At 38.2% G+C, this 23,505-nt stretch carries 20 protein-coding genes and 1 tRNA gene; 19 read left to right on the top strand and 2 right to left on the bottom strand.

Annotated features, from left to right (window positions below):
• A partial coding sequence (locus tag QZ334_RS01180) for a TOBE domain-containing protein (RefSeq protein ID WP_105088956.1) occupies nucleotides 1–208 on the bottom strand: 208 nt, incomplete at its 3' end.
• A gap of 123 nt (nucleotides 209–331) precedes the next feature.
• A tRNA-Gly gene (locus QZ334_RS01185) sits at nucleotides 332–405 on the bottom strand.
• 136 nt (nucleotides 406–541) lie between these two features.
• Here QZ334_RS01185 and QZ334_RS01190 point away from each other — a divergent pair.
• From QZ334_RS01190 to ppk1, 19 genes are all read left to right on the top strand, one after another.
• The gene (locus tag QZ334_RS01190; RefSeq protein ID WP_295231247.1) at nucleotides 542–1,867 is read left to right on the top strand and encodes a PepSY-associated TM helix domain-containing protein; all 1,326 of its coding nucleotides are present in this window, start codon (nucleotides 542–544) and stop codon (nucleotides 1,865–1,867) included.
• Between the two features lie 192 nt (nucleotides 1,868–2,059).
• Nucleotides 2,060–3,214 carry a Na+/H+ antiporter NhaA gene (gene nhaA / locus QZ334_RS01195; protein WP_213467051.1) on the top strand — a complete coding sequence of 385 codons (1,155 nt, stop codon included), beginning with the start codon at nucleotides 2,060–2,062 and terminating at the stop codon, nucleotides 3,212–3,214.
• A gap of 28 nt (nucleotides 3,215–3,242) precedes the next feature.
• Nucleotides 3,243–4,415 carry a Na+/H+ antiporter NhaA gene (gene nhaA / locus QZ334_RS01200; RefSeq protein ID WP_213467049.1) on the top strand — a complete coding sequence of 391 codons (1,173 nt, stop codon included), beginning with the start codon at nucleotides 3,243–3,245 and terminating at the stop codon, nucleotides 4,413–4,415.
• A gap of 255 nt (nucleotides 4,416–4,670) precedes the next feature.
• A complete protein-coding gene (locus QZ334_RS01205) occupies nucleotides 4,671–5,279 on the top strand; it encodes a peptidoglycan-binding protein (RefSeq protein WP_213467047.1) in 609 nt (202 codons plus the stop codon).
• A gap of 224 nt (nucleotides 5,280–5,503) precedes the next feature.
• Nucleotides 5,504–6,322, top strand: coding sequence for a pur operon repressor (gene purR / locus QZ334_RS01210; protein ID WP_105088960.1), 819 nt, complete (start codon nucleotides 5,504–5,506; stop codon nucleotides 6,320–6,322).
• A 127-nt stretch (nucleotides 6,323–6,449) separates the two neighbouring features.
• Nucleotides 6,450–7,823, top strand: coding sequence for a bifunctional UDP-N-acetylglucosamine diphosphorylase/glucosamine-1-phosphate N-acetyltransferase GlmU (glmU, locus tag QZ334_RS01215; protein WP_119206865.1), 1,374 nt, complete (start codon nucleotides 6,450–6,452; stop codon nucleotides 7,821–7,823).
• 126 nt (nucleotides 7,824–7,949) lie between these two features.
• The gene (locus QZ334_RS01220) at nucleotides 7,950–8,903 is read left to right on the top strand and encodes a ribose-phosphate diphosphokinase (protein ID WP_005387130.1); all 954 of its coding nucleotides are present in this window, start codon (nucleotides 7,950–7,952) and stop codon (nucleotides 8,901–8,903) included.
• Nucleotides 8,904–8,913: 10 nt separating this feature from the next.
• Complete coding sequence (gene pth, locus QZ334_RS01225) at nucleotides 8,914–9,492, top strand: aminoacyl-tRNA hydrolase (protein WP_295231253.1); 579 nt, start codon at nucleotides 8,914–8,916, stop codon at nucleotides 9,490–9,492.
• A gap of 58 nt (nucleotides 9,493–9,550) precedes the next feature.
• A complete protein-coding gene (locus QZ334_RS01230) occupies nucleotides 9,551–11,032 on the top strand; it encodes an aminotransferase class I/II-fold pyridoxal phosphate-dependent enzyme (protein WP_295231256.1) in 1,482 nt (493 codons plus the stop codon).
• 2 nt (nucleotides 11,033–11,034) lie between these two features.
• Nucleotides 11,035–11,721, top strand: coding sequence for a dTMP kinase (locus tag QZ334_RS01235; RefSeq protein ID WP_227721482.1), 687 nt, complete (start codon nucleotides 11,035–11,037; stop codon nucleotides 11,719–11,721).
• Between the two features lie 75 nt (nucleotides 11,722–11,796).
• Entirely contained in the window at nucleotides 11,797–12,837 is a 1,041-nt protein-coding gene (locus QZ334_RS01240) for an ATP-binding protein (RefSeq protein WP_295231260.1), read from the top strand.
• Complete coding sequence (locus QZ334_RS01245; RefSeq protein ID WP_119206858.1) at nucleotides 12,838–13,683, top strand: PSP1 domain-containing protein; 846 nt, start codon at nucleotides 12,838–12,840, stop codon at nucleotides 13,681–13,683.
• Nucleotides 13,676–14,401, top strand: coding sequence for a tRNA1(Val) (adenine(37)-N6)-methyltransferase (locus tag QZ334_RS01250; RefSeq protein WP_295231263.1), 726 nt, complete (start codon nucleotides 13,676–13,678; stop codon nucleotides 14,399–14,401). The genes QZ334_RS01245 and QZ334_RS01250 overlap by 8 nt, the downstream gene beginning before the upstream one ends.
• Complete coding sequence (gene rsmI / locus QZ334_RS01255) at nucleotides 14,391–15,239, top strand: 16S rRNA (cytidine(1402)-2'-O)-methyltransferase (protein WP_295231265.1); 849 nt, start codon at nucleotides 14,391–14,393, stop codon at nucleotides 15,237–15,239. The genes QZ334_RS01250 and rsmI overlap by 11 nt, the downstream gene beginning before the upstream one ends.
• 34 nt (nucleotides 15,240–15,273) lie before the next feature.
• Nucleotides 15,274–17,220: a methionine--tRNA ligase gene (metG, locus tag QZ334_RS01260; RefSeq protein ID WP_295231267.1), complete on the top strand. Its 1,947-nt coding sequence runs from the start codon at nucleotides 15,274–15,276 to the stop codon at nucleotides 17,218–17,220.
• Nucleotides 17,220–17,990, top strand: coding sequence for a TatD family hydrolase (locus QZ334_RS01265; RefSeq protein WP_119206850.1), 771 nt, complete (start codon nucleotides 17,220–17,222; stop codon nucleotides 17,988–17,990). Before metG ends, QZ334_RS01265 begins: the two co-directional genes overlap by 1 nt.
• A gap of 202 nt (nucleotides 17,991–18,192) precedes the next feature.
• Nucleotides 18,193–19,740 (top strand): exopolyphosphatase, encoded by a 1,548-nt coding sequence (gene ppx, locus QZ334_RS01270; protein ID WP_295231270.1) that lies wholly within the window; start codon nucleotides 18,193–18,195, stop codon nucleotides 19,738–19,740.
• Nucleotides 19,740–21,305: a Ppx/GppA phosphatase family protein gene (locus tag QZ334_RS01275; RefSeq protein WP_105088972.1), complete on the top strand. Its 1,566-nt coding sequence runs from the start codon at nucleotides 19,740–19,742 to the stop codon at nucleotides 21,303–21,305. The genes ppx and QZ334_RS01275 overlap by 1 nt, the downstream gene beginning before the upstream one ends.
• Nucleotides 21,295–23,412, top strand: coding sequence for a polyphosphate kinase 1 (gene ppk1 / locus QZ334_RS01280; RefSeq protein WP_295231274.1), 2,118 nt, complete (start codon nucleotides 21,295–21,297; stop codon nucleotides 23,410–23,412). The genes QZ334_RS01275 and ppk1 overlap by 11 nt, the downstream gene beginning before the upstream one ends.
• Nucleotides 23,413–23,505 lie beyond the last annotated feature (93 nt).

Consider the following 23,505-nt stretch of genomic DNA (forward strand, 5'->3'; position numbering starts at 1 on the left):
ATTCTACACCAACCATTACGTTAGTTGCTTTGATAACAGCGTATACTTCTTTACCTACTGCTAAGCCCAATTCTTTAACAGATTGAACTGTAATATCTGCAGTAATAACGTTATCATTACCTACATTGATTTTAACGATTGCGTTTACGGCACCTTCTTGAATTTCAACAATTGTACCTTTTAATTGATTTCTTGCACTTAATTTCATATTTTACTCCTTATAAGACGTATACAATACAAATACATGTATATAGTGTATATATAGAAATATATCTATGTATATTATATCATTAATTATAAAATAAGCCGTGATTTATATCACAGCTTAATATGGAGCGGGCGAAGGGAATCGAACCCTCCTCTCAAGCTTGGGAAGCTCGCATTCTACCGATGAACTACGCCCGCATGATGAACATATTGTATCATACTATAATATGTTCATTCAAGTGGAGCTTGTTTATATACTCAATACCTATAGTAGTATCTGTATTGTACTGATATAAGAATAGATGTATAAAATAATGAGGAAGGAGGCATATGTATGTCTAAGATTTATAAAATCCATAAATGGTTATCTATAGTTTCTGTGATATTTTTCTTAATGTTCTGTATTACAGGGCTTATCCTCATGTTCAGAACTGAATTAAATGCGTGGGCTCAAGGGGGCACGAACCATACCTCATCTTCAATGGCTATGGGGCAAGAAGAGACACCTATTTTTGATTATGCTGATGAAGGGGCTCTACTAGTTAAGGCAAAATATCCGTCAAAGGATATTTTAAATATTTCTCCTGCCATGGGTGCTTCACATCTTTTACGGTATCGTATTATTGAATCATCAGCTACCGTAGCACCTCCAGCACGTATGGGTATGGGTGGAGATTATGCATTATATAATCCTGAAACAAAGGCTCTCATTACTACCCATCATGAAACACCTGCTCATCCTTGGGTTCGAAGTGTATTACATACGCTTCATCAACTACATACAAGATTGGATCTTGGAAAGACAGGGATTTACATTGTAACAATTTTATCGTTCCTATGTGGTGTATCTATTGTTTCTGGTATTTTTTTATACGGGCCATTTCGTAAAAGTTTTGCAAAATCTGCAGTATTGTCAAATCATATGAAATTAAGTTCATTGCATCGAGAGTTTGCAATGGTTGCTACTGTATGGGGATTTATCTTATGTATTACAGGTGTATGGATAGGTGGATTTTTTATTGCCAATGACAGTTATAATGCAGATGTACTACATACTGCAAAGCAAGAGCTTTCATCGGATCAATCCGAAATTTTACAACCATCCGAAGCTATTTCTCGCATTATGAAAGCTTATCCAGATCGTCAGCTTATATCTATTGATTATCCATCCAAATTTAATGACCATCACTATGCATTTTATTTAGGTGCTGAAAATGATGATGATCCTGCTATGTTTTTGGGACAGCCTGTCTATGCTAATTTACATGCTGATTCTGCTAAGGATATGTATTCTACAAAAACAATACCATGGTATTTTACTGGTATGACTACAATGATTAATCTCCATATTCATAATCATAATACAATGGTGCTTAAAATATTATGGGCCATCTGGGATATAGTTCTTATTATAGGTATTATAACAGGCATTATGATGACTATTATAAAGAAATTTGTTAAATCTCGTGCTATGGAATCTAGAGCACCCGTTGAGATACAACATGTTTGGCGTAAACCTATCCTTTATAGTATTTTAGTTCTCCTAGGTTTTATTGTGCCTCTTTGGTCTAATCCAATCACAAATAGTATAGCTGCCATTTGTTTAACCATTCCACTTATTGGATTCTTAATTTCTCTGATCAGAGGGAATAATTATTAATCAGTATTTTATTAGCTTGCTCCATAAGTATAAGTATGTCGCAAATGTTTGATTACTCTAGACTTAATCCGCATGGTTCATCATTAGTTTATTGATTATTTTCGAAGTGAAATGATATAATAAATTTAAATAAATAGTTTTTATGTATAAAATTCTGTATTTATATTTATAATTGAGAAAGTGGTAGTTACTATGAATTATATAAAAGCATTTATTCAGTCTGAATCATCTGGCGGTATTATGCTCTTACTTGCCGCTATTCTTGGTGTTATTACAGCAAACTCTCCATTAGCAGAACAGTATTTTTCATTAATGCACGTCTATTGGGGACCGATGGATATATTGGAATGGGTTAATGATGGGTTAATGGCACTCTTTTTCCTATATGTAGGGCTAGCGATTAAATCAGAAATGATTTCTGGCGAATTGAATACAAATTCAAAAAGAGTATTACCACTCTTAGCCGCTTTTGCAGGTGTTGTTACACCCGCTTTAGTATATTTCTTAATTGCTGGTTCTGTTCCTGAGTATACCCATGGATGGGGGATTCCAACAGCTACAGATATTGCATTTGCCATAGGTGTTATTATGATGCTTGGTAAACGTGTATCTCAAGCTATGAAAGCTTTTCTTTCTGCCTTAGCTGTTATTGATGATTTAATTGCTATTATCGTTATAGCTATCTTCTACGGTGCCGGTGTAGACTTTCCGTATTTGATTGGTGCCGCTATCGTAACAGGCGCATTGTGGTATACTAATAAACAGGGGTATGTGAGACCTGTATTATATGGTGTATTGGGTGCAGTTCTTTGGTATTTTGTATTAAAATCTGGCGTTCATGCAACTATTGCTGGGGTTGTCTTAGCTATGACGATTCCTGCAACAGGTAAACTTGACGGTGAAACAGTATATCCTATGCAGAAATGGGCAGATAAACTGAAGCATTGGGTTAATTTTTTAATTATTCCTTTATTTAGTTTCTTAAATGCAGGGGTATCCTTTGCTGATGTTTCAGTAGATCACTTATTCCATCCTGTTGTACTAGGCGTTTCATTAGGCCTTATTTTAGGTAAACAGTTTGGTATTTTCTCTGCAGTTTTCGTTTTGGTTAAATCTAAGATTATCAAGATGCCTACTAATACAACATGGCCAGAGGTTTATGGTACTGCCATCGTTTGTGGTATTGGTTTTACTATGAGCTTATTTGTAGCTACATTGGCATTTCCACCTGGTGTCAATCAAGAAATGTCTAAAATTGGTATCTTTATAGGTTCTATTATTTCTGGTTTATTAGGTGCTATAGTCTTAATTTTGGCATATAAAATAAGAACTTTTAAGCATAAATAATGAACGTATTATATTAGGAAGGAATCATATGGAACGGATATTTGTATTTTTACGTTCTCCTGGTTCGGCGACTGCTGTTCTACTAGGAGCTACACTTATTGCATTAATCGTAGCAAACTCTCCATTAGCGATACAGTATATGTCACTTGTTAATTTAAAGCTAGGTCCATTAACAACTATGGAGTGGGTTAATGATGCACTAATGGCAATTTTCTTCCTCTTTGTTGGGTTAGAAGTAAAGCGTGAATTAGTAAGTGGTGAACTTAATACGAATGCTAAGCGTATTATGCCAGGTGTTGCTGCATTATTTGGTGTGTTAGTACCTGCTATTATTTACTATCTTATTGCTGGTTCTAGTGAAGTGTATGTTCATGGTTGGGCTATTCCAACTGCGACTGACATTGCTTTTGCTATAGGTGTTATAACTGCTTTAGGGTCTAGAGTTCCTAACTCTATGAAGGTGTTTTTGACAGCCTTAGCGGTTATTGATGACTTAATTGCCATCATTGTTATTGCTATTTTTTATGCATCGAATCTTAATCTTTTTTATCTAGTAGGTGCTGTTATTGTAACGGGCTTATTGATTTACTGTAATCGGTCTGGTTACGTTAGATCTTTATCCTATATCATTCTTGGCTTAATTTTATGGTATTGCATTCTTCGCTCTGGATTACATGCTACTATGGCTGGTGTAATCTTGGCGATGACAATTCCTGAACGGGGTAAGATTGGTCGTAAATATGTTAGACCAATGCAACATTGGGAACATTATTTATCTAACTGGGTAAGCTTTGTGATTGTTCCTATTTTTGCTTTCTTTAATGCCGGTGTAAGTCTTGCTGGATTCGGTGTAGCAGATTTAACACATCCTGTTGTTTTAGGTGTTGCACTAGGCCTTATTTTAGGTAAACAAATCGGTATCTTTGGTGCTATGTTTGGGATGATTAAGTTAGGTATTGTACCTATGCCAGCAGAAGCTAACTGGAAATTTATTTATGGTACCTCCATTGTATGTGGTATTGGTTTTACTATGAGTATATTTGTTTCCGTTTTAGCTTTTGATCCAGGTCATGCTCAAGAGATGGCTAAGGGTGGCGTATTAATCGGTTCCATCATTTCTGCTGTTATTGGCTATACATACTTACGTATAGTTGGTGCTAAGCGTAAGGAATGCCATATAGGTGTATATCATAACTGTTAAAATTAAATAGGTATTATAAAAGTCTCCATTATTGACTGTCTATATAATCAAAACGTAAAAACTTTACTTGATTGGGCAGACTATAATGGAGATTTTTCATTGCTATACTATATTTCTATGCTATATATGTAGTACTAGATTTGAGATATAGTTAAAAACGTGCATTATATATGCATTTTTTGTATTGCTATCTCAATATGGTTTATAGATTATTTAAAACTGTATAGTATACTACTGATGTAAGGTGAGGTGTATATGGTTAAGAAAATAATTATCGCATGTACGCTTGTTTGTATGACTACAATGGTATCTTCCGTATCATTGGCAAAAACGATTGATCGGGGACAACGGGGGCACCATGTTAGCAAGGTGCAAACCATGTTAAAGCATCAAGGTTTTTTAGATGATTCTGTAGATGGTATTTACGGTCATAATACGGAACAAGCTGTACGGAAATTTCAAAAGTCAAAGGGACTCGCTGTAGATGGTCGCGTTGGTCCTAGTACGATGAATGCTTTAGAAAAGATGGAGACTCGTTATGGTGGACATGGTACAGAATTAAGTCATAATGGTGTACCAAATAAATACTCTCGCGTTTTAACTATGCAAGCTAGTGCTTATTCTGCTCAAGATCCTGGCAATGGTAATTATACGGCTACAGGTAGTCGCTTAAAGAAGGGCATCGTATCTGTAGATCCAAAATTAATTCCATTAGGTACGCGATTATACATTGAAGGTTATGGTTATGCTGTAGCTGATGATGTTGGTGGCGCTATCAAAGGTCATAGAATTGACTTAGCTTATGATTCTCGTTCTGAAGCATTGCAGTTTGGTCGTCAAACTGTGAAGGTTTACGTTTTATAATAAAAACTCTCTAGTACATATAATAGTGTAATAGACTATAAGGTCTAAACTTACAGTATTATATGAGGACTAGAGAGTTTTTATTTTGCCGAATTATAATGTTTCTATAACCTCGAATATTCGGAAATTATGGTATAATAAACACAGATATATTTGAAATAACTCATGACATTTGTCACATGAGTGTAATCAATAGTTATATGATGAATGGTAAAGGAAATTCTATGGATAAAGTACGGCGTGTGGAACGCATGGTGGCAATGACTAAATTGTTAGTTGATTCACCGCAAAAATTGATTCCTTTAAATTATTTCTGTGACTTCTTTGGCATGGCAAAGTCTACGGTTAGTGAAGACTTAACCTGTGTGAGACAGTCTATGGAGCATTTTCAGCTTGGTACATTAGAAACCGTAGCTGGCGTAGCAGGCGGAGTGCGTTTCATTCCTCATCGTAAGGGTGCTCAAGCTAATGATATTTTACGAGATGTGCAAACTCGCTTGATGGAGCCAGACCGTATCATTCCTGGTGGGTTTATTTACATGTCTGATATCTTATATGATTGGCATGTAATGACACGCCTTGGGGAAATCATAATGACTCGCTTTATGGACCGCAATCCAGATTATATTTTGACGGTTGAAACGAAGGGGATTCCTTTAGCTGTCATGGTAGCACGAGCTTTCAACAAACCTCTCGTCATTGCTCGTCGTGATAGTAAGGTAACAGAAGGATCCGCTATTAGTATCAACTATGTAACAGGATCCTCTGGTCGTATTCAGACCATGACGTTAACAAAGAGAGCGATTCCTCCCAATGCTAGGGTTTTAATTATCGATGATTTTATGAAAGCAGGGGGCACAGCAAAAGGTCTTAAAGAACTTGTTTTAGAAATGAGTGGTGTCGTTGTTGGGACCGGTGTTCTTGTAGCAACGGCAGAGCCAAATCCAAAATTAATCGATGATTATGAATCATTATTTACGTTCTATGGTATTGATGAAAATACAAAGAAAATTAATATAGAACCAGTATTTGATGAAGAATAAACAATTAATATTAGATACATTATAGTTAGATATAATGACTTTATATCGCATATTGGACAATGGGCTAATATGATGTAAGTACTATTAAAAAGTCAGATATATGAGAGATAACAGATAGGAGATTACTATGAATATTGCAAGCCTTATTTTAGCTGCTGGTAAGGGTACGCGCATGAAGTCTAAATTGCCAAAGGTATTGCACAAGGTTGGCGGTAAGGCGATGGTAGAGCGCGTTCTTGAAACGGTTCAGTCTATCGGTACAAATCGCGATGTGGTTATCGTAGGCTTTGGCGGTGATGCGGTACAAAATTACTTGGGGGACCGCGCTGAATTTGTTCGTCAAGAAGAGCAAAATGGTACAGGTCATGCTGTAAAAATGGCTCAACCAGTGCTTGGTGATTATGATGGTACTATCTTATTACTTTGTGGCGATACACCACTTGTTACAAAAGAAAGTTTAGAAGCACTGTTAGAAGAACATAAAAATTCTGGTGCAGCAGCGACAATTTTAACAGCTCATATGCCGGATCCAACAGGTTATGGACGTATTATCCGCAATGAAGCAGGTTCTGTAGTTCGCATTGTAGAGCAAAAAGATGGTAAACCAGAGGAATTAGCTGTTCAAGAAGTTAATACAGGCATGTATGCTTTTGATAGTAAAAAATTATGGCCTTGCTTAGATCAATTATCTGATGATAATGCACAAGGTGAATTGTATATCACTGATGTAGTTGGTATTCTTGTAAATGATGGCGACAAGGTAAGCGCGTATATGACAAAGGACTTTGAAGAGTCTCTAGGCGTAAACTCTCGCTTGCAATTAGCGGAAGCCGAAGCTATTTTGAAACATCGTAAAAATGTTGAGCTAATGACAGCTGGTGTTACTATTATTGATCCAGCCAATACATATGTAGCTCCAGAGGTAACAGTAGGGGCCGATACAATCTTGCATCCTGGCACAATCCTCGAAGGAAATACTGTCATTGGTGAGCGCTGTGAAATTGGTCCACATACTCGTTTGACGAATGTAAAAGTAGGTAATGATACGATTATTCACTTCACATATGGTCATGACTGCGAAGTAAAAGACGGTGTAGATGTAGGTCCATATGTTCACTTGCGCCCTAATACCGTGCTTGGTAACAAGGTCCATGTAGGTAACTTCGTAGAGGTTAAAAACTCCAATGTTGGGGAAGGTACTAAGTTCCCACATCTTTCCTACATCGGCGATAGCGACGTAGGCTCTGGTGTTAATATTGGCTGCGGTACGATTACTGTAAACTATGATGGTAAAGTTAAACATCGTACTACAATTGGCGATGGCGCTTTCGTAGGCTGTAATAGTAATTTAGTAGCTCCTGTAACAGTAGGTAATTATAGCTATGTAGGTGCAGGTTCTACCATTACTAAAAATGTACCAGATAAGGCGTTAGCCGTAGGCCGTAGCAAGCAAATTGTGAAAGAAAATTGGGTAACTGATGATACTTTCAAAAAGAAATAAAAAAATATTATAATTTTTTAACACAATTAGGGCAAAATAGTATACAATAAAAAGGCAATAGTGTGTATCTGTAATGGATGATTATGGATAAGTAACCAGTATAGGAACAAATGAAAGGGTAACAAAATGGCATTTGAAGACGGCAAAAAACTTAAAATTTTCACAGGTAATGCGAATCCTGCATTGGCAAAGGAAATTTGTGATTATTTAGGTTTGCCTTTAGGTGAAGCATTTGTAGGTCGCTTTAACAATGGCGAAGTACAAATTATGATTGATGAAAGCGTACGTGGCAAAGATGTATTTATCATTCAACCAACTAGCTATCCTGTAAACGACAATTTGATGGAATTAATGGTTATGGCTGATGCGTTAAAACGCGCTTCTGCACGCCATATTACTGCTGTAGTACCTTACTATGGCTATGCTCGCCAAGACCGTAAGACTCGTGGCCGTGAACCAATTACTGCAAAATTAGTAGCAAACTTGATGCAAACTTCTGGTATTACACGTCTTGTAACAATTGACTTACATGCAGGTCAAATTCAAGGCTTCTTTGATGTGCCAGTAGATCATTTATATGGTGCATCCATTTTAGCTAAATACATTAATGAAAAAAATCTTGAAGATGTGATTGTTGTATCTCCAGACCTTGGCGGTGTAACTCGTGCTCGTGATTTGGCTGACCGCATCGGTGCGCCAATCGCAATTATCGAGAAAAAACGTCCTGAACCAGGCGTAGCTAAAGTTATGAATCTTATTGGCGATGTAAAAGGTAAAAACTGCATCATCGTTGACGATATTGTAGATACAGCAGGTTCCCTTGTAGAAGGCGCTAAAGCATTAGAAGAATTTGGTGCAAAATCTGTTATGGCTGCTGTTACCCATGCTGTATTAACAGATCCAGCAAGTGAACGCATTGCAAACTCTAACATTAAAGAGCTAATCGTAACAAACACAATGCCATTACCAGAAAATTGCAAATTAGACAATGTAACGCAATTATCTGTAGCTCCATTATTGGGCGAAGCAATTATGCGTATCTTTCATGAAGTTTCAGTAAGTAATTTATTTGATAAATAATAGGTGATTCTTGAAATTAGTAGTAGGCCTTGGTAATCCAGGCAAGCAATATGAAGCGACAAAACATAATATTGGATTTATGGTTATCGATGCCATTGCCGATAGCGTACCTCACACGCCTTGGAAAGAGGAACAACGTGCAGAGGTGTGCAGTATTACTGTAGATGGTGAGAAGGTATTGCTTGTAAAGCCACAAACATTTATGAATGCCAGTGGTGAATCTGTAGGTCCGTTGATGCGGTATTATAAGATTGACCCATCTGACGTGTATTGCATTTATGATGATATGGATTTACCGGTAGGCAAATTACGTATTCGACCAAATGGTAGTTCTGGTGGTCATAATGGGATTAAATCTTTAATCTCCCATATAGGCACAGAAAACTTTCCACGTTTCCGCGTAGGCATTGGCCGTCCGTTGCCACAATGGACTGTCATTGATCATGTGTTAGCACCATTTAGTGAAGAATCACAAGAGAAGGTACAAAAAGGTATCAAGGATACTGTGAAAGCAGTCTTAGGTACTTTAGAGGTGGGCATCGATAAAGGGATGAATCAATTCAATCCTAAGCGTCGTCCACAGCGATAAATAACATGCATAAGGGCATGAGTCTCATTGAGATTCATGCCTTTTTTACGAGGTATATATGAGTAATCAAGAAAGAATGCCTTTTGTAGAGGCCTTAGAATCATATAAAAAACAACATTTTGTGCCTTTTCATACACCAGGCCATAAGATTGGTGTAGAAGCACCTCAACTACTAAAAGACTGGATGGGACCGGCATTACCATATGACCTAGGTGTTATGTATGCCTTAGATGATTTACATGAACCTGAAGGTGAATTAAAAGAGGCTCAAGACTTAACAGCCCAGTTATATAGAGCTGATTATTGTTGGTTCTCCATTAATGGTACTACTGCTTTGATTGAAGCGATGATTATGGGCACTGTAGGTCCTGATGAAACGATTATCATTCCTCGAGAAGCACATCGTTCCGTTATTAGTGGACTTGTGTTATCTGGTGCCAAGCCTGTCTATATGGATTGCCAATTCGATGAGCGCTGGGGCATTCCTTTAGGTGTATCGTTGGACGATGCAGTTAAAACCATGGATGCAAATCCAGAGGCAAAGGCGATTCTCTTAGTGTATCCAAATTACTATGGTGTAGGTGTCGATATTGTAAATATCGTAAAAGAAGCACATAAACGAGGCATGATTGTTCTTGTTGATGAAGCGCACGGTCCTCATTTACCATTTTCAAAAAATTTACCTATCGAGGCCATTGCAGCAGGTGCAGACTTAGTGGCACAGAGTACGCATAAATCGGTAGGCTCATTAACACAAACATCTTGGTTATTAGGGCAAGGTGAAAGAATTAATAAACGCCGCATTACACAAATGCATCAAATGTTACAAAGTACGAGCCCAAATTATATCTTTTTGGCATCCTTAGATATGGCTCGCCATCAATTGGCTACAGTAGGTGAAGACCTAATTCGTCGAACCGTGGAATTGAGCTTATATTTACGTAGTGAATTACATAAGATTTCTGGTATTACTACTATGGAATACAGAGACATAGAAGATCGAGTGGTAAACTATGACTGTACCAAGGTACTCATCGATGCTAAAGAACTAGGTCTTACAGGTGTTGCATTTGAACGGATGTTACGAGACCATCGTATTGAGGTGGAGTTAGTACAAGCTCATCATGTGCTAGTACTCATTACCATTGGCGATACAAAAGAATCAATAACGGCTCTTATTCAAGCAGTACAAGCTATTAGCGATACGGTGTTAAGTACATCTTATGAATCAAATAAGACACCGGATGAGAATTTGCAAAATCTTAGCAAACATTCAGTAGTATTGCCTGAGCCTATTGTACGTGTAACGCCTCGTAATGCTATGTATGCTAATCGAGAGCAAGTACGGTTACAAGACGCACTTCATCGTATAGCAGGAGAGACAATTGCTTATTATCCTCCAGGGATTCCTTGTGTAGCAGTAGGTGAAGTGATTAGTGAGTCTGTGTTACAATATATAGAGAATCGTAAGGCTCTAGGTTATGTACCGAATGGGGCCGATGATATGACATTGGAAACAATTTGGGTGTTACAGGAGTAATTATGGGGACTTTAATCATACTAGAAGGTGGAGATGGCAGCGGTAAGGCTACACAAACTAAACTATTAGTAGAGCGATTAACCAAGGAAGGTCATGCAGTTAAATCTGTAAGCTTTCCGAATTATGATAGCGGTGCTGCTATGCCTATAAAAATGTATCTAGCTGGAGAATTTGGCAAAGATGTGCATGATGTAAATCCTTATGTGGCAAGCTCCATGTACGCTATCGATCGCTTTGCTTCCTTTAGAACTGATTGGGAACAGTTCTATAAAAATGGGGGCATCATCATTGCAGATCGTTATACGACATCTAATATGGTGCACCAAATGGTAAAATACGACGATCAGAAGGAACGTACTGCATTTTTAGATTGGCTTGAAGACTTTGAGTTTAATAAATTTGGTTTGCCTACACCTGATGCAGTATGTCTCTTAGATATGCCTCTTGAAGTGAGTGAAGCCCTTATGGCAGAGCGCACTGGTAAAACAGGAGGTAATACAGGGGATATTCATGAAGGAAATCATCAGTATTTAGTAGCTGTTCACGATGCTTATGAAGAGCTAGTAGAACGCTATCAATGGCACCGTATTCCATGTGCTATTAAAGATGGTGCTGGTCAATATGGGTTACGTACCATAGAAGATATTCATAACGATGTATATCAAGCAGTAGTAAATCTACTACCTTAGGATAGGGCGACTCTTTTAAAAGTCGCCTTTTTCTTATATAATATTAATATTGAGCATGTATTGATAGGAGGAGCTATGACATATTTTGATTCTATAATTGGTCAAGATTCGATCAAGGCACACCTATCGGAACTTGTAAGTCGCAATGCATTACCGCATAGCCTTTTGTTTTATGGTGAAGCAGGTCTTGGCAAGCTTGATATGGCCATAGGTCTTGCATCTCTATTGTTGGGGCGCCAAGTATTTTCTCAACCAAAGGGAGAAGCGTATTTAGCAGATGTAAAGGAAGCACGTCTTGCCAATGGTGAGACGGAGAAACGCATCGAAGCAGAAGGCTTACCTATCTATATGGATAAGGGGGATGCCTTTTGGATTCGCCCTATGAAGACGACACTAAAGGTAGAGCAGTGGTATTCATTATTGCAAGAGCATCTGTCAGTAGCGGGTAATGGTAACCGTGTTGTCATTGTGGAGGACTTTCACACGGCCAATGCAGTCATGGCAAATGCTATGCTAAAAACTATTGAAGAACCGCCTGAGCAGGTATATTTCATTATTATTACGAACAAGATTAATACTGTATTACCAACCATCATTTCAAGATGTATGGGCGTAGGCTTTAACAGTGTTGATGTAGATACAATTCGCACAGCCCTCGTAGAGCGTGGCATCACAGGTGATATTGAACAAGCTTTATTAGCCGGTCATGGTAATCCGCAGTTAGTAGAAAAATTGGCTACGCAAGGTCGCATTGAAATGCTTGAGTTAGCGGTTAAGGTAATGGACACCCTTGCCTTTGAAACGCGATGGTTTTCTATGATTTCCTTAGCTTGTGAAAATTTGCCTCGTGAAAGCCTAACAGAGTTGATGCACTGGTTGCGCCTTGTAAGTAGAGATATGATGGCTCTTAAGATGGATGCACAAGATGGACAATTACAAGTACCTATGTACAAAACTCAATTATTACGATTATTACCGCGCTGGTCTATGCAAGCATTGGCTAAGGTTATTACCGAAACATTGCAAGCAGAACGGGCTTTGCGTTTACATATAAAAACCGCTCTCGTGGTGGACGGTCTTTGTATCGCCCTTCATGATGCTCGGGAGGAGGACTAAATGCTAACCATAGTTGGCGTACGCTTTAAAAAGGCAGGGAAGATTTACTATTTTCTGCCTGAACAATTAGAACTATCCGTTGGTGATGGGGTTATCGTTGAGACGGCACGTGGCGTCGAATACGGTACTGTTGTGATCGGACCTAAAGAGGTCTTTGAAGACACTGTTGTAGCTCCTGTTAAGCCTGTTATTAGAAAGGCAACACCAAAAGATTTAAAACAAATCGAGAAGAATAAAGAACGGGAAGAAAAAGCCTTTGAAATTTGTCTCGAAAAAATTGGTAAACGTAAGTTACCTATGAAACTTATCAATGTGGAATACACATTTGATATGAATAAAATTATATTCTTCTTTACAGCGGATGGTCGTATCGACTTCCGTGAGCTTGTTAAGGATTTAGCCACCGTATTTAGAACACGTATTGAGTTACGCCAAGTAGGCGTTCGAGATGAGGCTAAGGTTCTAAATGGTATCGGCGCTTGTGGTCGACCGTTATGCTGTTCTAATTTCTTAGGTGATTTCACACCAGTTTCTATTCGCATGGCTAAGGATCAAAATTTGAGCCTAAATCCTACGAAAATTTCTGGTGTATGTGGTCGCTTGATGTGCTGCCTTAACTATGAAGATGATTTATATAAAAAGGGTGGCGACCTATATGTTAAGAAGGAACGACCTCAAGCTCCTCAAGATGTAGCACCTCCTGGGATTGGTAAAGAGGTCGTTACCGATGAAGGTATTGGTAAGGTCTTAAAGGTAAATCACCATAAACATACAGTGAAGGTACAGCTCGAAGCAGGCCGTACTATCGATTTGAAATGGTCCGAGGTGGCATTGCCTGATGAATGATCAAGAACGACTTGATGATTTAATTATCGATGGCTTACAAATTTATCAACGGACGGATATGTTTCGCTTTTCCTTTGATGCCATTGCACTCATTCACTTTTGCCGTTTCAATGGTCGTAAATCCTATGTTGACCTTGGCACGGGAACAGGTGTTATGCCACTTATAGGCACATCCCTAGGAGCGGGTCATATAACGGGTATTGATATTAACGAAACCCTTATCAAGTTAGCTCAGCGCAGTGTAGAACATAATGACAAAGGTCGTACAGTATCTATGTTGTGCGGCGATTATCGCCATATGTCGTATCGAGATATCCAAGATAAGCCCTTTGACGGCGTTATTGTAAATCCCCCTTTTTATGACTGTGAAAGCGGTGCAAAGCCTACATCTGAAGAGCGGACTGTAGCACTTCATGATGAACATACAACCTTAGAAGATGTTTTGAAGGCTGTACAGTCCTTTATTAAGTGCAAGGGGCGCTTGTGGATGATTTATAGTGCTAGTCGCCTCCAATATGTGCTACATGAACTGGAAGCCGCTAACTTTCAAGCTAAGCGCATTCGGTTTATCCACGGCTTGGTAGATAAACCGGCGAAACTTGTGCTAATAGAGGCTCTCTATCAAGGTAAAGCTGGCCTTGTATTAGAACCACCACTCATCGTTTATGAGAAACCAAATGTGTACACAAAGGAGGTGTCCTCTTGGTATGAACGATAACGAATGGGGCACCTTATACTTGGTGCCTACCCCGATTGGTAATTTAGAAGATATGACGTATCGCGCAGTTCGTATCTTGGGCGAAGTAGATGCTATCGCTGCCGAAGATACGCGTCATACAGGTATATTATTAAAACATTTTGATATTAAGAAGCCTTTGATTTCGTATCATGAACATAATAAGGAAGAAAAGGGTGCTTATATTATGGAGCTTTTATTAGAAGGCCAGTCCATTGCCTGCGTTAGTGATGCGGGCATGCCTGCTATATCTGATCCTGGGGCTGACCTAGTAACGAAGGCTATTGAAAAAGGCATAACCGTAGTGCCCTTGCCTGGTGCTAATGCGGCACTGACCGCACTCATCGCATCTGGCTTAGATACTAAATCCTTTACCTTTGCAGGGTTCTTACCGAAGCGGGGGAAACATCGAGTTGAAGAATTACAACGACTTTCACAAGTAACGGGCACCTTGATGTTTTACGAAGCACCCCATCGATTGCAAGAGGTCTTACAAGATATGTATGAATCCTTTGGCAATCGGTCCATAACGGTGGCAAGAGAATTAACGAAGAAGTTTGAAACCTTTGTGCGCACCGATTTGGAAAACCTTGTAAATGATTTGAATCAGCTCACCTATAAAGGGGAATTTGTTCTCATCGTAGGTGGCGCTGATACGATTGAGTCCGATACTGGTGAAGTTTCGGATGAACCAGTATCGTATGTAGATGCTGTACAAGCCCTTGTAGATACAGGGATACCTAAGAAAGAAGCAATTCGCCAGGTGGCAAAACGTTTTAACGTTTCCCGCCGGGATGTATATAATATTGTAGAACGTTAAACCTTCCCATTCGAAGGTTAGAAGGAGACTCATCATGGGAGACACAAAAAAAACGTATTATATTACGACACCTATTTATTATCCAAGTGCTAAGTTGCACATTGGTCATACCTATTGTACATCTGTAGCCGATACAATTGCGCGCTTTAAACGCTTAGCTGGCTATGATGTGCGTTTCTTAACTGGTTCTGATGAACACGGTCAAAAAATTCAACGCGCTGCAGAAGCACAAGGTATTACACCTCTTGAATATACTACAAATATCGTAAACGGCTTTAAAGCATTGTGGGAAAAAATGCATATTTCCAACGATGACTTCATTCGTACTACTGATGAACGCCATGAGAAGGTAGTACAAGAGCTTTTCACTAAAGCGTATGAAAAAGGCGATATTTACAAGGCTGAGTATGAAGGTTGGTATTGTACACCTTGTGAAACATTCTGGACTGAGCAAAAGCTAGGTGAAAATCATACATGCCCAGATTGTGGTCGTCCTGTAGAAAAGGTTAAAGAGGAAAGCTACTTCTTTAAACTCGCTAAATATACAGATCAATGGTTGAAGTTTATCGAAGAAAACCCTGATTTTATTCAACCTGAATCTCGTCGTAACGAAATGATCCAATTCGTAAAACAAGGACTTGAAGATTTAGCTGTATCTCGTACATCCTTTGACTGGGGTATCAAGGTACCATTTGATCCTAAACATGTCGTATATGTTTGGTTCGATGCATTGGTAAACTATATTAGTGCACTTTCTCCATTTGATGGTGATGGTGAATTATATAAAAAATACTGGCCAGCAGATCTTCACTTAGTAGGTAAAGAGATTGTACGTTTTCATACAATTATTTGGCCTATGATGCTCATGAGTCTTGAGTTGCCATTACCTAAAAAGGTATTTGGACACGGTTGGATGATCGTTGATGGCACAAAAATGAGTAAATCCTTAGGTAATGTTATCGATCCTATTCCATTGATTGATACATATGGGGCAGACTCCTTGCGTTACTATTTATTAAGTGAAATTACGCTCGGTAATGATGGTAACTTTACATTGCCTAACTTTGTGACAAAAATTAATGCAGATTTATCTAATGATTTGGGTAATTTGTTGAACCGTACCATTGCGATGATTGAAAAATACCATGGTGGTGTGATTACAAAATGCGATGATATGGACGATTTGGACCGTGATGTATCCACATTAGCTGTTCAAACTGCAAAAGATTTTGAAGCGGCTATGGAAAATATGGAGCTTAATAAAGCGATTAAATCCGTATGGGCCTTTATTGGTCGCATGAATAAATACATTGATGAAACAATGCCTTGGGTATTGGCTAAATCTGAAGATGCTCATGATAAAGAACGCTTACAATCTGCTATGTATCACTTGGCAGAAGCATTGCGTATCATTGCAATCTTAGTAAGCCCTGTCATCCCTGTAGGTGCTCCAAAAATCTGGGACCAATTAGGACTTGTAGGCTTTACAGATGCTACTCTTGAGGATGCAAAAGTCTGGGGCTTAATTCCAACAGGTACAAAAGTTGTAAAAGGTGATCCTATTTATCCACGTTTTGAAATTCCTGAAATGGTAGAAGTTGTTGTGGAAGAGAAGATTGAAGAAGCTGTAGACACATCTAATATTCCACCATTAAAAGAAAATATTACGTACGATGATTTTGAAAAATTAGATCTTCGTGTAGCAAAAGTTGTAAGCTGTGAAAAGGTACCTAAGTCCAAGAAATTATTGAAATTCGTATTGGATATCGGCATTGAAGAACGCACAGTATTAAGCGGTATCTCTCAATATTATGAACCAGAAGCTATGGTTGGTAAAAAGGTAATTTACTTGGCTAACTTGGCTCCTAAGAAGATGATGGGCATTGAGTCTTATGGCATGATTCTATCTGCATCTGATTGGGAAGAACATTTAGAAGTAACCAATATCGAATCTTTACCAGCAGGAAGTGTGGTTAAATAATGAAACTCTTTGATTCGCATGCTCATGTAAATGACGGTCGTTTTGACAACGACCGTGATGAGATGTTACAAGCTTGCTTTGATGCAGGCGTAGAATACATTATGATTCCAGGGGTCGACCGAGGTACTGTTGAATCAGGACTAGCTTTGGCGGAACAGTATGATCGTTTATATGCCGCTGTAGGTACACATCCTCATGAGTCTAAAGATTTTACAGAAGAAGACTATGAGTTCTATAAGGATCAAGCCCTTAATAATGATAAAGTACGTGCAATCGGTGAAATTGGCTTAGATTATTACTATGATTTTTCTGACCGTGAAACACAGAAACGCGTATTCATTCGTCAATTAGAGCTTGCTCGTGAAGTAGATTTACCAATTATCATTCATGACCGCGATGCACATGGCGATATTATGAATATCTTGCGCAATGAAGGTAAGGATAATTGGGGCATTTTCCACTGCTATTCTGGTAGCTGGGAAATGGCAAAAGAAGCTATTAAATTGGGATTCTACATATCATTTGCGGGTCCTGTAGTATTCCCTAAATCTACAAATCTTAAAGAAGTAGCTAAACAAGTACCGTTAGATCGAATTCTTATTGAAACAGATTCCCCATATTTGACACCACCACCATTTAGAGGCCGTCGCAATGACCCAAGCAAGACTCAGTTTGTAGCAGAGGAAATTGCTGGCCTTAAAGGTATGGATGTAGATGAGTTCTGTGAGATTACCTATAATAATGGTAAACGTGTATTTGGTATTGAATAATTTTGATGTTAATCAACATAAATGCGGGTAAATAAAATATTGTAAACGTCTAATGGCATTGTTCTAATTCTTAGATATCTATTCAGAATCGTTAGAATCATACATTATAAAACGCGATTCTCCCTTAGCGGTGAGAATCGCGTTTTTCTATGGTATACTAAAGTATATTCATACTGAACTATAGTAAGTCGAGGTTAGTAGCATGAAACGTATTGCATTTATAGATTTAGGATCCAACTCCGTTCGTTTTGTCATTTATGAGATTTCTAAGACCGGTAGTTATCGTCTCATATATCAAGAAAAAGAGAGTGTCCGCTTAAGTGAAAATATGTGGGGCACTCATGAGTTAACAAATGAGGCAATGGAGCGCTCTCTGCGTGCTTTAAAAGGCTTTGTTCATATGGCTGACGCTATGGAGGTAGATACCATAAAAGCTGTTGCTACGGCTGCAGTACGTCTAGCTAAAAATGGGGATGCTTTTATTAAAGCCGTAAAAGAACGAACAGGTCTAGATTTAGAATGTATTGCTGGTGAAGAAGAGGCGCGCCTTGGATTCCTTGGGGTTATCAACACGATTGGCCTTAAAGATTTTATTATTTTTGACTTAGGCGGTGCTAGTACAGAGGTAACGCTAGTAAAAAATCGACATATTGTGAAAGCTGTTAGTCTACCTATAGGGGCACTTACCTTAACTGGAACCTATCAAAAGGGCGATGAGTATACCCCTAAAGAACTAGAAAAAATGACGAAGGCTGTAAAGAAAACCATTAAGGAACATTATTGGCTTCATAATGTGAAGCTTCCTCTATTAGGTATTGGCGGTACAGCTCGTAATATTGCAAAAATAGATCAACGTAAGTTATCATATCCCATTACGAAACTACATAACTATGAGTTACCATATCATAGATTTCACGAAATCTTAGAAGATGTAAAGGGTAAATCCTTAGAGGCCCGTAAAAAAATTAGTGGCCTATCATCTGAGCGTGCCGACATAATTATTGCAGGACTTACTATTGTGGATGAGCTTTTTAATTATGTTAATACAAAGACTCTTGTTGTGGGCGGTTGTGGTTTGCGTGAAGGTTTATTCTACGATTATTACGGTGAGTACTATTTAGGCGGAAATTCTATAATCGATGATATTCTAGTTCATTCTGCAGAGAATGTACTATTAGGTATGACAAAGCATGAGCTCGTGCATGCTAAGTATATTACGAAATTAGCTACTACTTTATATGATGCATTAGAGCCACTCCATAAGGCCGATAAGAATTTTAGACGATGTTTGATTGCAGCGGGACTGTTGCATGATATAGGTAAACGAGTTAATTATTATAGTCATGCTCGTCATGGCTGCTATATGCTCGTCAATAGTAATTTATATGGGATTTCTCATGTTGAACAGGCGTTTAGTGCATTTTTAGTCATGAATTCTCATGGATTGACGCCAAAGGAATATAAGAATTTCTTATATGGTAAATTGTTAGATCAAGAACAACGCTCATTAGGTCAAAAGCTTTCTATTATTTTAGCGATTGCAGAGGCTCTTGATGAAAGCCATGAACAATTTATCAAACAGTTAGAGGTAAATATTAAATACACTAGTGTAGTCATAAAAGTGTTCTATTTAGAAGGACGCGATGTGAGTGTCACTAGAACGGCGGTAGAAAAACTTTCAAAATCATTTAAAAAAGAATTCGAGAAATCCTTAGAAATAGAATGGCATGAATCTCGTAAGGAGACATAATGGCATTACCAAAAACATTACGATATGCAGTACTACATGTGGGATCCAGTAGCATGAGTATTACCATATTAGAATATAAAGGCATAGATGATGTACGTGTTATAGATTATGCGGCGCGGGAGGTAACCTTTGGGGAAGAATTATTTCAAACATCTCGCTTGAGCTTTAAAACAATTGAAGAAATCTGTCATATTTTAAAAGGTTATAAGCAATTAATGGCAGATTATGGCGTGAGTCGTTCTAAACTATATGGTACGACCGTAATACGCGAAGCCGCTAATCGTCGTAGTATTCTAGATCAAATCTATATTCAAACGGGGATGCGCGTTGAGGTCATCGATATGCCGAAAGAGGTATATTACAAATATGCTTTGTTATATTACAAGATGACGCATCAATATAAACTGACAGATCCTACTAAGGCAACATTATTCTTGGATATTACATCTGGTGGGGTAGGCTTAACGGTTTGGCGTGGTGAGAATTTATTGTTCCAACGCAATATGCATAGTGGGTCCTTACGGGTTATGGAGTCATTTAATCGAAATCAACGATCTTCCATATCATTCCCAAGGGCTATTACAGAATACTTACATCGTATGATTGGCCCTCTTCGTGAAGAATTACAAACTTTCAATATTAATAGTATCGTCTTATCTGGTGATGAGGCGCAATATATGACTCATTTAATGGGACAAGAAAATAATAAAGAAGACATTATTACTATTGAGCCAGAACGATTTAAAGGGCTTATCAATTCTTTTGACGGTGTGACAGCTACCAAGTTGATGAATCGTTATAAATTACCTGAATATAAGGCCAATATTTTAATGCCTACCATGATTTTATTTAATGAAATCATTACAGCCATAGAGCCTAAATCATTAATTTTCAGTAGCTTTTCATTCTCTCAAGGCATTAGTTGGTTCTACGGTGTGGAAACCGAGAATAATCCATTTATGTATCAATTGCGCGAACAAAATGCACAGTTAGCACGTGCTGTTGCCGCAAGATATCATACTGACCGAATTCATGATGCCGAGGTAGAGAAATTTAGCTCTTTATTCTGTAAAGCATTGCGACATAAAGGATTACCAGAGCGGTGGGGCTATCTATGTCGTATCGCAGCTATCCTTTGCTCTGTCGGTAAGTTTGTGAATTTACGAAATCATGGGGAGCATGCGTATCATATTGTAATGGGGACCGATATATTTGGGCTTTCAGAAGAAGAAAAACAAGTAGTTGCTAATGTTGTATATTACCACTACAAGGGAACGCCAAATGATGACGATGCATATTTCAATGCATTAACAGAGTTACAAAAAATTCAAGTTACCAAGCTGGTAGCCATCATTCGGGTCGCTTGTGCACTTGATGCAGGTAGTAACCAAAAAATCTCTGAAGTAACATTAGAAGAGCGAGATAATGTACTTTATGTATTCTGTCGTACTAATGAGGATATTTCATTAGAATGGTGGACCTTTGACCGTGATTCGGAATACTTTACAGAGGTATTTGGTATGGAAATCGTACTAGTTAGGGGAGGGGATCGTCATGTTCAGTAATGCAAAGTATTATTTTAACCGTGAATTATCTTGGTTAAAGTTTAATCAGCGCGTTTTATTAGAGTCTATTGATACCAATACTCCTCTATTAGAACGACTTCGATTTATTGCTATTGCTAGCTCTAATTTAGATGAGTTCTTTATGATTCGCGTAGCCGGGTTACGTCATCAAGTGGTCAATGGTATTGTTAAGTACGATGCGGCTCATATGGATGCTAAGGCACAGTTAAAGGCTATTGATGAGTCTGTACAGCGCCTCGTATCGATGCAAAGTACATATCTAAAGAATGTATTGTGTGAATTAGAATCTCATGGATTTTATTTTACCTATCCAGATCAGTTAGACGTAAAATCAAAGGCTTGGTTACGTCACTATTTTGAAGAACATATCTACCCTGTTGTAACGCCTCTAGCCGTTGACTCTGGACATCCATTTCCATTTTTAACAAACCATACCATCAATGCTATTGTACGTATTTTTCAAGTATTGCCGGATGGTACAAAAGATTATAAAATTGCAATCTTACCAATTCCGTCTGTACTAAATCGTATCATTGAAATACCTAGCCGTAGCAATAAAGAGCATCGCTTTGTATATTTGGAGGATGTGATTACCTATTATGCGACTCAATTCTTCCAAGGTTATGGTATAGAAGATTTTATGGTGTTCCGTATAACTCGTGATGCGGATTTGGAAATTGATGAAGAAGAAGCAACAGATTTGCTTTCTGAGGTAGAAGCATCTTTGCGTCGTCGACGTCGTGGTGATGCGGTACGATTAGAGGTTTGTGGTGATGTAAAGGATAATCTGTTAGACTTTGTACTCACCAGTGTTGAATTAGAGCCAAAGGATGTATATCGTATAGATGGTCATCTTGATTGTCGTATGTATTTTGATTTCTGTAACTATCCAGGTCTAGATCATCTTCGTTATGCTCCATTTGAACCTAAACTTCCTAGTGAATTAGTAGATCATGAAGGGGAAAGTCTATTCTCTGTTATTGGAAAGCAAGACTTATTTGTTCACCATCCCTTTGAGTCTTTTGCGGTGGTAGAACAATTTATAGCACAAGCAGCTACGGATCCAGATGTATTGGCTATTAAACAAACTTTATATCGCGTCAGTGGCGATTCGCCTATTATAGCTTCACTTATAAAAGCGGCCGATAATGGCAAGCAAGTAACCGTACTTATGGAGGTTAAAGCACGGTTTGATGAAGAAAATAATATTCATATGGCACGCCGCTTAGAAAAGGCTGGCTGTCATGTTATTTATGGTTTGAAAGGTCTTAAAACTCACTCCAAGATTACCATGGTTGTTCGCAGGGAAGATGCCGGTATTAGACGTTATGTTCACCTAGCTACAGGTAACTATAATGGCAAGACAGCACGAATGTATACGGACTGTGGCATATTCACATGTAATGACGAATATGGCGACGATGCATCTCGCTTCTTTAATTTAATTTCCGGCTATTCTGATCCTCCAATTTGGAATAAATTTATTGTAGCCCCTTTAAATTTACGGGAAAAGATAATGGAATTGATTGACCGTGAAATTGAATTTGCAAAACAGGGAGAAGAGGCTTATATCATTGGCAAAATGAATTCCTTGCTCGATAAAGAAGTCATCGCTAAACTCTATGAAGCTTCTGCTGCAGGTGTTCGCATTGATCTCATCGTTCGTGGTATCTGTACACTTCGACCTGGCATTGCTGGAGTAAGTGATAATATAACGGTTCGTTCCGTCGTAGGGCGTTTTTTAGAACATCATCGTTTATTTTATTTCCGTAATGGGGGAAATGAAAGTCTATTCCTATCTAGTGCAGACTGGATGCCACGGAATTTAAATGAACGTGTAGAACTTATGATTCCTATTGAAGATAAATGTCATAAGGAGCGCGTTAAAGGTATTTTAGATTTATATTTAGAAGATACCTTAAAAGCTCATATTATGAGAGCAGATGGCTCGTATCGTAAAATTAATGATAGAGAACATCCAATTTCTGCTCAAGAGGAACTTATGAAAGAAGCTATTGCTCGAGAACACAAGGAATCGATGACCGTCATTGAGCGTTTACAACCAATGTTTAAGATGAATAAATGATGAAATTCATACATAGTGTTGAATGATGAATTTTAATACATTTATATAATACTGAAAAAGCCTGTTTTTACAGGCTTTTTTACATGTATACAT

It is taken from the genome of Veillonella sp., assembly GCF_019414865.1.
Classification (GTDB): domain Bacteria; phylum Bacillota; class Negativicutes; order Veillonellales; family Veillonellaceae; genus Veillonella.

Coding starts and splice junctions, on each gene's coding strand:
- QZ334_RS01190 (WP_295231247.1), top strand. CDS start 542: ATGTCTAAGATTTATAAAATCCATAAATGGTTATCTATAGTTTCTGTG.
- nhaA (WP_213467051.1), top strand. CDS start 2,060: ATGAATTATATAAAAGCATTTATTCAGTCTGAATCATCTGGCGGTATT.
- nhaA (WP_213467049.1), top strand. CDS start 3,243: ATGGAACGGATATTTGTATTTTTACGTTCTCCTGGTTCGGCGACTGCT.
- QZ334_RS01205 (WP_213467047.1), top strand. CDS start 4,671: ATGGTTAAGAAAATAATTATCGCATGTACGCTTGTTTGTATGACTACA.
- purR (WP_105088960.1), top strand. CDS start 5,504: ATGGATAAAGTACGGCGTGTGGAACGCATGGTGGCAATGACTAAATTG.
- glmU (WP_119206865.1), top strand. CDS start 6,450: ATGAATATTGCAAGCCTTATTTTAGCTGCTGGTAAGGGTACGCGCATG.
- QZ334_RS01220 (WP_005387130.1), top strand. CDS start 7,950: ATGGCATTTGAAGACGGCAAAAAACTTAAAATTTTCACAGGTAATGCG.
- QZ334_RS01230 (WP_295231256.1), top strand. CDS start 9,551: ATGAGTAATCAAGAAAGAATGCCTTTTGTAGAGGCCTTAGAATCATAT.
- QZ334_RS01235 (WP_227721482.1), top strand. CDS start 11,035: ATGGGGACTTTAATCATACTAGAAGGTGGAGATGGCAGCGGTAAGGCT.
- QZ334_RS01240 (WP_295231260.1), top strand. CDS start 11,797: ATGACATATTTTGATTCTATAATTGGTCAAGATTCGATCAAGGCACAC.
- QZ334_RS01245 (WP_119206858.1), top strand. CDS start 12,838: ATGCTAACCATAGTTGGCGTACGCTTTAAAAAGGCAGGGAAGATTTAC.
- QZ334_RS01250 (WP_295231263.1), top strand. CDS start 13,676: ATGAATGATCAAGAACGACTTGATGATTTAATTATCGATGGCTTACAA.
- rsmI (WP_295231265.1), top strand. CDS start 14,391: ATGAACGATAACGAATGGGGCACCTTATACTTGGTGCCTACCCCGATT.
- metG (WP_295231267.1), top strand. CDS start 15,274: ATGGGAGACACAAAAAAAACGTATTATATTACGACACCTATTTATTAT.
- QZ334_RS01265 (WP_119206850.1), top strand. CDS start 17,220: ATGAAACTCTTTGATTCGCATGCTCATGTAAATGACGGTCGTTTTGAC.
- ppx (WP_295231270.1), top strand. CDS start 18,193: ATGAAACGTATTGCATTTATAGATTTAGGATCCAACTCCGTTCGTTTT.
- QZ334_RS01275 (WP_105088972.1), top strand. CDS start 19,740: ATGGCATTACCAAAAACATTACGATATGCAGTACTACATGTGGGATCC.
- ppk1 (WP_295231274.1), top strand. CDS start 21,295: ATGTTCAGTAATGCAAAGTATTATTTTAACCGTGAATTATCTTGGTTA.